Origin of the sequence: Kitasatospora sp. NPDC056138, from assembly GCF_042264695.1 — a bacterium.
Lineage (GTDB): Bacteria > Actinomycetota > Actinomycetes > Streptomycetales > Streptomycetaceae > Kitasatospora.
The window spans coordinates 19,967-33,133 of record NZ_JBHJVK010000034.1 but is presented as its reverse complement, the minus strand read 5'-3'; the positions used below and the strand labels follow the sequence as shown (position 1 = coordinate 33,133).

Here is a 13,167-nt window from a genome sequence, read left to right as displayed (position 1 = left end):
CGCAATCCCCTTAAGCCCCGGCCACGTTCTCGATGATGAGTCCGGCGCCCGCGACGGGGTCGAGCCATCCGCCGGCGATCTCGGCGGCCCACCAGTGGGCGATCTCCCGCAGCTCCCGCACCGCCTCGGCCGCCGTCTTGGGGGCTTCGCTCGTCGTCATGGCGGCATACTGCCGCGTGCCGCCGAACGCACGCCAGCGGATACCACGCAGCCGGGCCCGCCGGCCGCTGAGGATGTCACGCATCTGGCCGGGGGCCCTCTGCCGGCGACGGCTCAACACCGCGAGCCAGCGGCTGTGTTACGAGTTCTGCGAGAGTGTCGCAAGTCGTCCTGGCGTGCCTTCCGGGAGTGCATTGCTGCCCGTGCTCTGGCAGCACCGCTGGCGGCAACCGCGGCGCCACCGCCGACCGCGGGCACATGGGTTCCAAGGCCCGCGCAGTGTCGGCAGATACCCGGCTCCGGCACCGGATCGTGGCACTTGGCGCACTCGGCGTACCGGGGCTTGGAGGGCTGCTGCGTGGCCTGGCCGGGCGGCATCTTGCGCTCCAGTCGGCTGCGGAGTACTCCGGCGGGGGAGTGCATGGTCGGGCGGTGCGAAGGGCCGGTCCGTCAGCGCGACCCCGTTCGCGCCGAGCGCCTGCTCTTCGCCCACACCCTGGCCCGCGCCGATGCCGCCCACCGGGCCCCGCTGGACTTCGCCCTGCTGGCCGGCTGGCAGCGCGAGGTCCTCGGCGGGGCCCAGGCGCCGTTCCGTGCGGCAGATGCCTATGCGAAGGCCGAAGGCCGGCCGCGAGCGCTACGGCCTGACCTCACGGACCCAGGCTGACTTCGCTACCTGCCGGAGCACCGCATCTTCGACGAGGCCTTCGCCACCGGCGACTCGCTCAAGTTGATGAAGCTCTTCGGAGTCACGGGGGAGAGCGCGGTGCGCTACGTCGCCGCCGCCTACCCGGAGCGCACCGCAAAGCCGCCCACGTAGCCCGCCCGGTTCAGCCCCGGAGGGTGGCGAGCCAGTCGGTCAGCAGGCGGTTGACCTCCTCGGGGCGCTCCTGCTGGATCCAGTGCCCGCAGCCGTCCAGGAGGTGGGAAGCGGACAGGGCCGGGAGGGTGGCGGGGTACGCGACGACGGCGTCGGCCATCCAGGTGGTGGAGGCGTCCAGGGCGCCGCCGATGAACAGGGACGGCTGCGTGATCGGGGCACCCCGGTGCGGGGCGAGGTCCTCCCAGTCGCGGTCCATGTTGCGGTAGCGGTTGAGGGCGCCGGTCACGCCGGTGCGCTCGAACTCCCCGGCGTAGACGTCGAGGTCGTCCTCGGACAGCCAGGCCGGCAGCGCGCCGGCGGGGAAGCGGTCGCGCAGCCGGCCGCCGTCGCGGGCGACGAAGTGCGGGTCGGGCTCGCCCTGGGCGGGCTGGGTGTCGGCGGACAGGGCCGCGTAGAAGCCCGCGAGCCAGCCCCGGACGTCGGGCTCGATCTCCGCCTCGGCGCGGCCGGGCTCCTGGAAGTAGGAGACGTAGAACTCCTGCTCGGGGCCGCCGATCCGGCCGAAGATGTCGGTGGGGCGGGGGCCGCCGGGCGGCGCGTACGGGACGCTCAGCAGGCCGACGGCGCTGAAGACCTCGGGGCGGAGGAGGGCGGAGGCGGCGGCGATGTTGGAGCCCCAGTCGTGGCCGACGACCACCGCACTCTCCTCGCCGAGGGCGCGCACGACGGCGACGTTGTCCTCCACCAGGTCGAGCATCCGGTAGGCGTCGGTCGCGGCAGGCTTGGAGGAGCGGCCGTAGCCGCGCACGTCGATCGCCACCGCCCGGTAGCCGGCCGCGGCGAGGGCCGGGAGCTGGCGGCGCCAGGAGTACCAGGACTCGGGGAAGCCGTGCACGAGCAGCACCAGCGGGCCGGTGCCCTGCTCGACCAGGTGCAGGCGCCCGGCCGGGGCCTCGACGGTGCGGTGGCGGAGTTCGGCGGACGGCTCGGGCTGCATGGGCTTCTCCTCGGTTCGCGGGCGGACGCGGGTACCCGTCGATCATGCGGCGCGGCACCTGCCCGACGCGATCAGCCTTGCCATTCTGGCAAACTCGCAGGACAAGGCGGTGGAGCGGAACGGCTGGAAGGAACAGGGACGGTGGCAGGCGACGACGTGGCCCAGACACTGGCAGCGATGGGCCCCAGGCTGCGGGCCGCGCGCGATCAGCGCGGCGCCACGCTCACCGCTGTCAGCTGCGCGACCGGCATCTCGCCGAGCACGCTGTCGCGAATCGAGACCGGCCGGCGCAAGCCCACCCTGGAGGTGGTGCTGCAGCTGGCGAAGGAGTACGGCGTCTCCCTGGACGAGCTGGCCGGCACCGCACCCGCCCCCGCGGCCGGACCCCGCACCTCGAGGCCGCGGAGCTTCGGCGACGACAAGGCAGTGCTGCCGCTGACCCGGTACGTCGGCGGCCTGCACGCCCACAAGCACGTCCTGCCCGCCGTCGAGAAACCGCCCGCACGGCCCCGGCAGGTCTCCCACGACGGCTACGAATGGCTGTGCGTCCTGTACGGGCGGCTGTGGCTCGCGCTCGGCGACCAGGACCTCGTCCTGACCGCCGGGGACGTCGCCGAGTTCGACACCCGCACCCCGCACGGAGTCGCCAACGCCGGCCCCGGCGGACCGGTCGAGTACCTGATCATGTTCGGGCCCCAGGGCGAGCGCCTGCGACCACGCACCCCTCCAACCGCTGGTCGCGGGGCACACCAGCCAGATCGCGGCCGGACCGGTCATCAGACACATCCGTAAGAACCCGAACTCGTGCCAACAAGACAGCAAGATCACGAGCTGCGTACAGGTTCGTGGCCAAGGCCTGCCCGGATTCCTGGAACTCGCGCGCTTCCCGACGCACGGATTCGAAGGCGTCACTGGTGCTGGGACTGGACGGCGTGCTGGTCGCCGGCGTCGCCTCGCTCGGCGAGGCGCCCGGCTACGCGCTCACCCTGGTCGCCATCGGGACAAGCGCGATGGTTCGCCTCTGCGATCCTCTCGGTCCTGGTCGTCATGCCCCGGCTTCGACTCCATCAGGAGGAATCGCCAAATCCTGTGGACTGGCGGTCCCGTCAGACGGACGTGAAGGCGTCTCGGTTGCGCTCGACGGTGCTGATGAGATCTTCCAATGAGCACTCGATTCGGGCGTTGGTGATCGGCTTGAAGTCCGTGATCTCCGGGGCTGTGAGCGTGTAGTTCGACGGCTCGAATCGCCAGGCCTCGACGAGGCTCCAGCCAGCCTGGACGGTGGCTCGATCGCCGTCGGCCGAGGACACGTGAAGCCATCCTGTGCACTGATCGGAAAAGTCGTAGGGAAGGAAGGCCATGCCTCCGCCCTCGCTGAGTCCGCGCAGCTGAGTGTCCCGTCCGCGTGCAGTTGATCCGGTTCAGCTGAAGTTGGCCTTGTTCTCACGTTTGTCCGGGTGTAGTTGTCCTCGTTCGGGTCACTGTCCGGGTGTAGTTGTCCGCCTCGATGGCCCCTACCTTCCGGAGTAGTGACCGAGGTCGGGGGTGGTGGCGACTCTCCAGGGAGTCCAGGCACTCCCGGAGATCACTTACGTGACAGCCACTCACTGCTCGAACCGGGCAGGTAGTGCGCGAGGTAGGCAAGGAGCTCGGGGTCGAGCTCACCGGCCCGCTCCTTCTCCTGGATCGCGAAGGAAAGTCTCGCCTCGGCCAGGAATCGGTAGGCGAAGATCTCGACGCTCGGCGCAGTCCAGAAGATCTCGTGGCGCGGTGGGACGATCTCGCCGTCGGGCCCGTAGCGGAGCCCGGGTTCTTCGGTGAAATCCCGGTCGGAGCAGACGATGCCGGACTGCCCGCCGTGGTGCAGGTAGAGGTACCACATGATGCAGCTCTGCTGATCGCGGAAGAAGAGCACCATGCGGTCGGCCGGATCGACGGGGCTGGGCACCGGGCCGGCCACGTCGGTCCAGGAGCCGCCGCCCTCGCGGTCGAGGCAGCGGTGCAGGTTGGCTCGGGTGATCAACGCCACGAAGTCCGCGGGGAGTGAGAGACCGTCTCTCGCCAGATCGGCCGCGATCGGATCCGTCACGGCCGTGCGGTAATCGAGCGGATCACCGATGTCGCCGAACCAGGCGAAGTCACCGACGAAGGACTCCTCGTCCAACGGCGGAATCGTCTCCAGGGGGTATGCCGGGCACCATGCGAAGGTGCGCCCTCGCTTGTCGTACGGCCGGTAGGGGCCGATCCCGTGCCCGACCCAGAACGCCGGAAGGCGCACCGCCGCAGGGCCATCGCCGATCTGACGGAACCCGTCCTCGGGGTGCGCCTCCGCAGGGTGATCCGCCAGAACGCGCGTCTTCGGCCTCGTCGGCGTCTGTGGTAGCCGGATGTCCGGTCGGCCGAGTTCGTCCGCTGGCTGGACATAACCGGCCTCGTCCTCGGGACGGGGCCGGGGCGCGGCCGGAACACTCACGCGGAAGCCGTCACGCCGTTCCTCGGGCCATCGCGCGTCGATGGCGAGGGCAGCGGCCGTACAGTCAGGGCATTCATCGCGGTAGCCGCCGCCCCACATGCCGAACTGGGAGCCGGTCATGTCCGGCTTCTCGATCCCGCAGAGCGTCCTGTGGAGGTAGCCATAGGCATGCCGGTGGGCGTCCGGCAGCATGTCCGTCCACGCCGCCTCCCACCGCATGTCCCAGGGGGTGTGTTCGGAGCGATAGATTTCATGGTCCGGAGTCCCGATCCGGGTCACCGCATAGCACCAGGTGCAGCTCCAGAGCTCGCGGCACCACCGCGACGGCGGAATGTTCCAGTTCGTCATCTCGTGATCACAGACGTCGCAGCGCATGGCGGAATCCTGCCAGTTGCTCCGGCTGTGACCGATGCCAACCCTCTTGCCGGCCCGGGAGGCGGATTAGCAACCTGGCTGTGGCTCGCCTGGTTCACGGGCGCCATTGCGCGACAGGATCACGAGCCTGGCGGCCAACTTCGGCCGGACACTGAGCATCCTTCGACCCCTGAGGACCAGATTCATTCGGACACCCACGCCTGACCGTCCGGATGAAGTTGTCCCGCACCTGGTCAACGCGTTGCTACCTGACAACTTCACTCGGACAGGACACTGAGCCCCCCATTGGTCGAGGAGGCGCGTCAGGCTTGCGGCGAGATCGTCGCCCGCCTCGGAAGACTCGTCGATGCCGAGGTAGTAGGAGTCGCAGCGGTGCCGGTGTGCGCCCAACCGGAGAAGGAGATCTCCATGGCTGTCCCGATCAGTGGTGCGCTCGAGGTGGAGAGGGACGGGCGTCATGGTCGTGGACTCCTGTAGGTTCGGGCGGACCGGCTACGCCGCAATGTGACGTTCGACCAGGAGGCCGCGTTCGAAGCATGCTCCAGCGCGGACGAGGGCTACCGGGTGGGGTGCGTTGACCGCGCGGCAGCGGGCCTGGGCCGGCTCGATGAGCTTGAACATCACGGCCGCGCCGGCAGCCTGGCTGCCGGGCCTCTTGGTCACCCTCGTGCGCAGGTGCATGGTGGCGAAGGTCGACTCTATGGGGTTCGTTGCCCGTAGGTGGAGCCGGTGCTCGGCCGGGAAGTCGTAGAAGGCCAGCAGGGCCTCGCTGTTGGCGGTGACCTTTTTGACGGCCTTGGGGGACTTGGCGCGGTAGGCGGCGGAGGACGCCGTGATCGACGTCGGTGCCTGCCGCGACAACGGCGGGAGCCTTCGTCAGCGCTCGTCCGGACTGCGGAACGGTCGTTGCAACACGTGGTCAATACGTCTGGGCCGCGAGGGGTTTAGGAGCCCAGTCACCTCGTCTGCGGGTCGGTGACCTGACCGAGGAAGAGCGGCCTGCCGGAGGTGGTGTCCCGGATCAGGAACAGGAACGGCCGGTCGATGTGGAGCTGGACGGCCTTCGTCGGTGCCGCGGCGGCGCCCGGCACCATGACGACGCCGCTGCCGGCCGCGGCCACCGTGCCGTCCTCGTCGACCTGGATGGTGGCCTTCTGCACCACCGCGCCGACCTTGAGCCGCTCGGGCGCCTCGGGCCCGAGGAGGCCGGTGAAGTCGGCACTGTTGTCGAAGGCCGCGTTGATGCCGAGCGCGCGCAGGGTGGGAGAGAGGTCGTTGGACGTGTCGAAGTGGAACTTCGGCAGGGTGAGATCGATCTTCCGCTCGCCCAGTCCGCCGAGGATCTGGTCGAGCCGGGCCTGGTCCAGCGCCTTGCTGAAGGCAGCGAAGCCGCCCTGTGCGGGGACGATCAGGTCCATCGCCAACCCGGAGTCCGTGTAGGGGAGTTCGACGGCCTGCCAGGGTTCGCCGAGGATGCCGCCGGAGCCCTCGGTGTAGCGGAAGGTGCTGTTCTGGCGCATCGTGCTGACTGCGGGGGTGGAGCCGTCGAGGCGGTGGAACGGCTGGTCAGAGGTGTGCTCGTGCTTGAACGGGGAGACCCATTTGGCCTTGAGGTAGAGCGCGTCGGTGAGCGCCAGCCGGGTGTCCTTGGTGATCTGCTTTTCGTTGAAGAGGTCCTTGATCCGGCCATCGGTGGCCTTCTCCACGGCCTCGTTGATTTTCTGGCGGGAGCCGTCCGGGTCCTTCTTGAAGTCGGTGGTGTGTACGCCGGTGTCGAAGGCGGCGGCCAGGGTGGCGAGGTAGGCCTGGGCGAACGGGAAGCCCTGCTGGGCCCAGAGATCGTCGGCCTGGCGCAGGGTGAGCCCGCCGGTGGGCGGGATGCGGCGGTCCAGCGCGCCGGTGGCCAGCACGTACTGCTGCGGGGTGAGGTCGGTGTGCAGGGCCTTGGCGAGTTCGTCGGCAGTGGCACCGCGGGCGCCGGACAGCACCATGGAGAGTGCGGTGGCCAGGCCGGACGGGGAGAGGACGAGGTTGCGGATCGCGCCGTCAGGCGTAGCGGCGAGGGTGTGCAGCAGGTCCAGGCCGAAGGCGTTGGTGGCAGCGGAGGTTGCGGTGACCTGAGCGGGGTTGACCGGAGCAGGGGTGGCGGGCGCGGAGGCCCGGACCACCACAGGGGCGGCGCCACTGCTACCGCAGCCGGTGAGCAACGGAGCGGCGAGCGTGGCGCTGAGGAGCAGGGCCGCGCTGCGGCGGTTTCCGGAACTGCGGTTCATCATGGCCCTTCGACGAGGCGGGGATGGAGCCGGTTCCCTGCTCTCCGGGGCCGGTTACCACCACGGCCGCCTGCCTGCCAGTACTCCAGTGTGACTTCGCGATCTTGCGTCGGCCCAACCCGACACTGGCTACACCTGGAGGTTGGGCCCGGAGTTGGAGTCCGCGATCGTGTGATCAAGCGGTCTGCGGGACTTGCTCCAGTTGTGCCCAGTACGCCTGCTCGTACCCGTCGGGCGGGAGGTCCTGGGCGTCAACATCGAGGATCTGGACCTGGCCGGCCGGCGCTGCCGGGTGAAGGCGAAGGACGCTCAGCCCAAGGCCCGCTGTCGGGGCCAGGCGCGCGAGGACTTCGTGCTGGAGACGGTGTACTGGGATGCCGGCACCGCCCGGCTGCTACCTCGCCTCCTCAGGGGCTGCACCCGCGGACCGGTGTTCGTCACCCACCGCCGCCCCGGCCCCGGGAAGGTTGTCGGCCCGCGCGACGTCTGCCCGGATACCGGGCTCGCCCGCCTCTCGTACGGACAGGCCCGCGCGCTGTTGGACGAGCTCACCGCGCTCGGCGGGCCGGGCACTGGCTGGGACCTGCACGAGTGGCGGCACTCCTCCCTGACCCACCTCGGTGAGGCCGGCGCGAGCCTGCTGATGCTGATGGCGAAGTCCCGGCACAAGAAGGCGGAGAACGTCCACCGCTACTTCAAACCCTCCCCGGAAGCGATCGCCGAGGTCACCAGCCTGCTCGCCCCGGGCGACAGCAAGAGGTAGGAGCCATTCCAGTTCATCCGGAACCCTACGACCTATTCAGTATTCTACCAGAATAGCAATGGAAAGTCATATCCATTGAGATATGGAAAATTGGCACCTCGTTCGCTATGTTGGCGCCCATGACTACGAGTGCTGAATTAATTGTTGACTCTGGCGAATTGCGACTGTGGACCGAACGGGTCGGCAACTCGAACGACCCGGCGGTCCTGCTGGTGATGGGGACCGCCGCACCAGGCATCGGATGGCCGGATGTGCTGGTGGATGTACTGGCCGCCAGCGGTCGCCAGGTCATCCGCTACGACCACCGGGACACCGGCCGGTCCACCTGCGTGGACTTCGCCACCCACCCCTACACGCTGGCGGACATGGCCGCCGATGCGACGGCCGTGCTCGACGGCCACGGAGTAACCGCCGCGCACATCGTCGGGGCGTCCCTGGGTGGCGCGATCGGCCAATGGCTGGCCGTGCACCGCCCTGAACGCGTACTGACTCTGGCCGCGATGATGACCGGCCCGATGGGCCACAGCGCGGGCCCGGCCTGGGCACGCGCCATGGCCGGCCAGGCACCCGACCCCAGCGACCTACCGCCACCCACAGCACGCTTCCTGACGCACCTCACACAACGCGCCGCTCTCCCGCAGGGGACTCGCGACGAGTACGTCACAGCGAACCTGGAGACGTGGCGAGTGCTCAACGGCGACGTCCTTCCCTTCGACAAGCCTGCCGCTCGCCGCTTCGTGGAAGTCTCCTTCGACCGGACCAGTAACCACAGCGCGGCCCTCAACCACGATCTGGCTGGACGGCACATGACCGAAGACCGCCTCGCACCGCTGTCCTCGATCAAGGCCCCGACACTGGTCGTGCACGGCACGGAAGATCCCCTGCGCCCGCTACCGCACGGCCGTGCCCTCGCCGAGGAAATCCCTCACTCCCGATTCCAGCCGATTCCCGGCATGGGGCACACACTGTTCTCTCCCGGACTTCCCCAGCAGATCGGCGAAATCATTCGAGAGCACACCGCGTAGAGAGCGGAACATCGAGCGGATGCCCGCCAACAGGTTCCAAATGCCGCCTGACAGTGCTCAGGTGCCGTCCACACCAGCACGGGGCCGCAGCGTCAGCGTCCGCCGGTTCTTTTCCGGAGCGACCGGCAGCTCCTGCCCATCCACCGCGACCCCCTCGCCCGAACCATCGAACTGCAAGCCGATGCCGCAGCCGCCGGCCGCTCCCGCGCTGCAGACGTGAACGCACGGCTGGCTACGGCGGTCGAGCACCTCATCGCGCGCATCACCGACCAGGAGCACGACGGAGTGTCCCCGGTGTCCGACGACCTCGCCGGCGGCCGGGGCGAGACGGAGAGAGACGAAGATGCGGGCTGACAACTCGTCACACCTGGCCGAGGCCGCGCAACAGCGCCGGCTGGACTGCATCGCGCGTGTCCAGGCTGTCCTGGAGGCCCTGGAACGCGATGGCGGAGCGGTCACCGTCGCTGGCGTCGCCGCCCGGGCCAGGGTCTCCCGGACCTTTCTCTACGACGCGGCCCAGGCGACGCTGCTGGCCAGGCTGCGAGACCTCGCGAACAAGCAGCCCGCCACTGGGCGACCGGCCTTGCCCGATCACCAGCGGATCAGCACCAAGTCACACGAATCGGTGGTTCGAGCGCTTCGGGAAGCCAGCCGAAAACTGCACGAGCGCGTCGGACAGCACACCACCACCCGGCTGCAGGGCGGCCAGCAGCTCCTCCGGGCCCGGCGCGCTCACCCAGGAACCAGCCGCCACGGCGATGTCGGTGGCCAGGTGATCAGCCGTCAGCCAATCGGCCACCGCAGCCCGCATCGAGGCATCCGCGCACAGCGCAGCCCAGTCGGCATCCAGACGGTCGAAGATTCCGCCGGCGTTCCTGGCGGGACAGTGCGGTTCCACGGCACAGCTCCTTATCGGATCTCGTGCCGTGAACTCTCCTCACAAGGGCTTGCCCGACGGCTTGCCCAGGACCCGAAAGGACCAGGTCACAGGCTTGCCCATCTCAGATTCGGCTGGGCAAGCCTCGGCCCCCCGGGCAAGCCCCCGGCTGACAAGCCCAATCCCAGCCCGGCTGCCCGCTGTCAGATTGCTGGAAGCAGTACGGCGCAGAGCGCTCCCGGGGCGGACTCAACCCGCCGGGCCGTACGCGAAGGCGGGCTGCCCCACTTCCTCGGTGGGGCAGCCCGCCTTCGCGCACGGCACCCGGGCAGCGCGGGCAAGCCTCGGCCCAGGCCCACAACTCGGGCTCTTCGACCATGGCCCGGGCCTGGTCGGGGGGGGCGACGTAGCGTACCTGCACGTCGCGGACCTCGCCATCCGGCTTCACCCGGGCCCAGCCGGGCTCAGGCGAGGCGAGCCTGCGGGCCCGGTTGCCCGTGCAACCTGTTCGCCGGAGCGGGAGTACTTGTGGGTGGGAGAGGCACCGCTCCCACGTTCATCCCTTACGCGAACGAGGAGAACCATGTCCCTGCCCAGCGGCAAGCCCGTCAGGACCGTTGCGGCGATTGCAGCGGTGACAGCCCTGGCCGGCCTCGCCTTGAACACTTCCGCTTCCGCCTCGACCACGCCCGCCCCCACGATGACCCTTGCCGCACCGACCGTCGGCTCGCCCGCTCCGGTGACGGCCGCGCCCACCGTCCCGGCGTCTCAGGGGGGCGTGTCGCGGGTCGTCGGTGAGGGGGTGCTGGGCGGGTCCGCCTGGTCCGTGTCGCTGACGTACTACTCGCACACCCCGGAGGACTTCGCCCCGGGCCACAACCCGGCCGCTCTGGTCTGCCTCAGCACCACCGTCGACGGTAGGAGCGCGAGCCCGTACGGGGACTGCGCCGGTGTCACCGGGCCCGGTGACAAGACCACAGCGCTCGGCATGTACGGGACCCGGACCCTCCCCAACGGCGCCACCCTCTTCACCGCCCAGCCCACCAAGCAGGTCGTCAGCGCCACCATGACCTACGCCGACGGCCGGACCACCACCGTCGACAAGGTCACCATCCCCGGCACCGCCTTCAGTGCCTACGTCATCCCCGTCCCCGCCGACCGCCACATGGCCGGCCTCGACGAGTACGACGCCCAGCACCGCGCCGTCGCCCACCAGAACTTCTGACAACGCCGCCCACCCGGGATCGGCCGACGTGCCTCGCGGGGCCTCCCCGGACTGTTCGTCAGTTCTACTCGCACACCGCCGAGCAGAAGAGAAGCGCACAGCAGTCGGGGAGATCGTTGTCCTGTCGCGTTGAGCGTGTCTGTGGATCTCGTGCTGAGCTGCGGGGCTGCCAGGTCGGGTGAGAACCCTCGGCGCGGGATTCTCAGTGCATCTGGCTTCTGCGGAATCCGGGGGTGGGCTGCGAACCGAGTCGTCGCAGGACCGTCAGGAGGAACCTGGCCCGCGCCGGGAGCAACGTTGAGGATCTGCGAAAGCGAACGGCCAGGGTTGCTCTCTCCCCCCAGATCGTTGTGAGTTCAACGGTGTGGCAGGGCGGAGAGCCGGCACCTGGGATCGGTGGTGCACGCCGTCAGCTTGCGGCCTGCTTCGAGGGGAAGTCGGTGCTGAGAGTGACCTCCCGCCAGCCGTCGAAGGTGCTCTTGAGGGAGTCGAGCTTGGCGGTGGCGACGTCGTACGCGGCCTTGCCCAGCAGCAGGCGCAGCGGCGGCTGTTCGGCCGTGATGGCGTCGATGATGGCTTGGGCGGCGCGTGCCGGGTCCCCGGGCTGGTGACCGTAGGTGGCCAGGGTGCTGGCACGCCGTGTGCCCGCGGTGGGGGCGTAGTCGTCGATGGTGGTGGCGGACTGGCGCATGGAGGGCCCGGGCCAGTTGGTGCGGAATGCGGCGGGTTCGACGATCGTCACCTTGATGCCCAGGGGGGCGACTTCGGCGGCGAGTGACTCGGAAAGGCCTTCCACGGCGAACTTGGTGGCGTGGTAGTAGCCGGTGGCGCCGAAGCCGAGCAGGCCGCCGAGTGAGGAGATGTTCACGATGTGGCCGGCGCGGCGGGCGCGCATGCCCGGCAGGACGGCTTTGGTGGTGTTGGCCAAGCCGAAGACGTTGGTGTCGAACAGGGCGCGGATCTCGTCGTCCTCGCCCTCTTCGACGGCGGAGAGGTAGCCGTACCCGGCGTTGTTGACCAGGACGTCGATCCTTCCGAAGGCGGTCTGTGCCCGGATGACCGCCGTCGCGATCTGCCGGGAGTCGGTGACGTCCAGCGGCAGTGCGAGGGCGCGTTCGTCGTGCCCGCGGATCACGTCGGCGAGCTTTCGCGGGTCTCGGGCGGTGACCACTGCCCGCCATCCGCGCTCCAGCACGGCGGTGGCCAGTGCCCGGCCCAGGCCGGAGGAACAGCCGGTGATGAACCAGACGGGCAGGTCAGGGGAGGTCATGCGGGGTGTGCCCTTCGGTTGGAGTGTCGTGGGAATCGGTGAGGGTGAAGCTGCCGAGCAGAGCCAGTGACTGCTCGGCAGCGGTGCCGGGTTCGGCCCGGTAGACGACGAGGTGCTGACCGGGGGCGCTGTTGACGGAGAAGGTCTCGAAGCCCAGGGTGAGGTCTCCGACCAGCCGATGGTGGAAGCGTTTCGTCGAGGCCGTCTTGGCCCGTACCTCGTGGCGCGCCCACATGCGTGCGAAGTCGTCGCTGCGCACGGACAGTTCGCCCACCAGCTCCTGCAGCCGCTGATCGTCCGGAGTGGGATTGGCGGCTCGCAGCGCGGCCACGCACCCCTGCGCGATGACGGCCCAGTCGCGGTAGAAGTCCCGGGCGGTCGGGTTGAGGAACATCGCTGTGATCAGACTGGAATCGCTGCCGAGCCACGAGAAGAGGGCCTCGCCGAGGGAGTTGACGGCCAGCAGATCGAGGTACCGGCCGTAGACCAGGGCCGGTGTGTCCGCCCACATGTCCAGCAGGGCCACCAGGTGCGGGCCCGCGTACTCCCGGCCGGGCCCGGAGCGCCCGGGTTGCGGCGGATCGACCAGCGCGCGCAGGTAGGCGGCTTCCTCGTCCTTCAGGAGCAGGGCGGCCGCCAGGGCCCGCAGGACCTGGGGCGAGGGATTGCGTTCGCGTCCCTGTTCCAACCGCACGTAGTAGTCGGTGCTCACCCCGGCCAGGACCGCGATCTCCTCGCGTCGCAGACCGGGAGTACGGCGCGCCCCCGCAGGCATCCCGTGGTCCTCGGGACGCACCAGCGCGCGCCGGGCCCGCAGGAACTCACTCAGCCGGTTCGTGTGCATGCCCAACACCGTAGGGGCAAGCACCACAGAGAAGGTGGCCCTGCCACACCCACCCGGTCGGCC

13 protein-coding genes and 2 pseudogenes are annotated in these 13,167 nt (G+C 69.6%); 5 read left to right on the top strand and 10 right to left on the bottom strand.

What is annotated here, in order from left to right; genetic code table 11:
- Positions 1-10: 10 nt before the first annotated feature.
- Positions 11-160 (bottom strand): hypothetical protein, encoded by a 150-nt coding sequence (locus ACFC1R_RS21090; protein WP_375940720.1) that lies wholly within the window; start codon positions 158-160, stop codon positions 11-13.
- 420 nt (positions 161-580) lie between these two features.
- Here ACFC1R_RS21090 and ACFC1R_RS21085 point away from each other — a divergent pair, with 420 nt between their 5' ends.
- The gene (locus ACFC1R_RS21085; RefSeq protein WP_375940718.1) at positions 581-826 is read left to right on the top strand and encodes a hypothetical protein; all 246 of its coding nucleotides are present in this window, start codon (positions 581-583) and stop codon (positions 824-826) included.
- Between the two features lie 163 nt (positions 827-989).
- Here ACFC1R_RS21085 and ACFC1R_RS21080 read toward each other — a convergent pair whose 3' ends face one another.
- Entirely contained in the window at positions 990-1,979 is a 990-nt protein-coding gene (locus ACFC1R_RS21080; protein WP_375940716.1) for an alpha/beta fold hydrolase, read from the bottom strand.
- A gap of 141 nt (positions 1,980-2,120) precedes the next feature.
- On the opposite strand from ACFC1R_RS21080, the gene ACFC1R_RS21075 reads away from it, so the two are divergent.
- Positions 2,121-2,771 (top strand): helix-turn-helix domain-containing protein, encoded by a 651-nt coding sequence (locus ACFC1R_RS21075; RefSeq protein ID WP_375940714.1) that lies wholly within the window; start codon positions 2,121-2,123, stop codon positions 2,769-2,771.
- Positions 2,772-3,085: 314 nt separating this feature from the next.
- Here the strand turns inward: ACFC1R_RS21075 and ACFC1R_RS21070 are convergent, their stop codons facing one another.
- The 4 genes and pseudogenes from ACFC1R_RS21070 to ACFC1R_RS21055 all read right to left on the bottom strand — a co-directional run bounded on the left by ACFC1R_RS21070 (position 3,086) and on the right by ACFC1R_RS21055 (position 7,103).
- Positions 3,086-3,289 carry a hypothetical protein gene (locus ACFC1R_RS21070; protein ID WP_375940712.1) on the bottom strand — a complete coding sequence of 68 codons (204 nt, stop codon included), beginning with the start codon at positions 3,287-3,289 and terminating at the stop codon, positions 3,086-3,088.
- Between the two features lie 275 nt (positions 3,290-3,564).
- A complete protein-coding gene (locus tag ACFC1R_RS21065; RefSeq protein WP_375940710.1) occupies positions 3,565-4,827 on the bottom strand; it encodes a hypothetical protein in 1,263 nt (420 codons plus the stop codon).
- Between the two features lie 492 nt (positions 4,828-5,319).
- Positions 5,320-5,646 (bottom strand): annotated as a pseudogene (locus ACFC1R_RS21060) (transposase); the annotation flags it as partial.
- A 137-nt stretch (positions 5,647-5,783) separates the two neighbouring features.
- A complete protein-coding gene (locus ACFC1R_RS21055; RefSeq protein ID WP_375940708.1) occupies positions 5,784-7,103 on the bottom strand; it encodes a serpin family protein in 1,320 nt (439 codons plus the stop codon).
- 235 nt (positions 7,104-7,338) lie between these two features.
- Here ACFC1R_RS21055 and ACFC1R_RS21050 point away from each other — a divergent pair.
- Positions 7,339-7,863, top strand: a pseudogene (locus ACFC1R_RS21050) (site-specific integrase); the annotation flags it as partial.
- Positions 7,864-7,982: 119 nt separating this feature from the next.
- Entirely contained in the window at positions 7,983-8,888 is a 906-nt protein-coding gene (locus ACFC1R_RS21045; protein WP_375940706.1) for an alpha/beta fold hydrolase, read from the top strand.
- A gap of 57 nt (positions 8,889-8,945) precedes the next feature.
- Here the strand turns inward: ACFC1R_RS21045 and ACFC1R_RS21040 are convergent, their stop codons facing one another.
- The gene (locus ACFC1R_RS21040; RefSeq protein ID WP_375940704.1) at positions 8,946-9,245 is read right to left on the bottom strand and encodes a hypothetical protein; all 300 of its coding nucleotides are present in this window, start codon (positions 9,243-9,245) and stop codon (positions 8,946-8,948) included.
- A gap of 256 nt (positions 9,246-9,501) precedes the next feature.
- The gene (locus ACFC1R_RS21035; protein WP_375940702.1) at positions 9,502-9,786 is read right to left on the bottom strand and encodes a hypothetical protein; all 285 of its coding nucleotides are present in this window, start codon (positions 9,784-9,786) and stop codon (positions 9,502-9,504) included.
- Positions 9,787-10,348: 562 nt separating this feature from the next.
- Between ACFC1R_RS21035 and ACFC1R_RS21030 the strand changes: the two genes are divergently transcribed.
- On the top strand, positions 10,349-10,990 hold the full coding sequence (locus ACFC1R_RS21030; RefSeq protein ID WP_375940700.1) for a hypothetical protein: 642 nt from the start codon (positions 10,349-10,351) through the stop codon (positions 10,988-10,990).
- A gap of 409 nt (positions 10,991-11,399) precedes the next feature.
- Here the strand turns inward: ACFC1R_RS21030 and ACFC1R_RS21025 are convergent, their stop codons facing one another.
- Both ACFC1R_RS21025 and ACFC1R_RS21020 read right to left on the bottom strand, forming a co-directional pair.
- Positions 11,400-12,260, bottom strand: coding sequence for an oxidoreductase (locus ACFC1R_RS21025; RefSeq protein ID WP_375940698.1), 861 nt, complete (start codon positions 12,258-12,260; stop codon positions 11,400-11,402).
- Positions 12,247-13,104, bottom strand: a complete 858-nt coding sequence (locus tag ACFC1R_RS21020) for a helix-turn-helix domain-containing protein (protein ID WP_375940696.1) — start codon at positions 13,102-13,104, stop codon at positions 12,247-12,249. Before ACFC1R_RS21020 ends, ACFC1R_RS21025 begins: the two co-directional genes overlap by 14 nt.
- Positions 13,105-13,167: the final 63 nt, after the last annotated feature.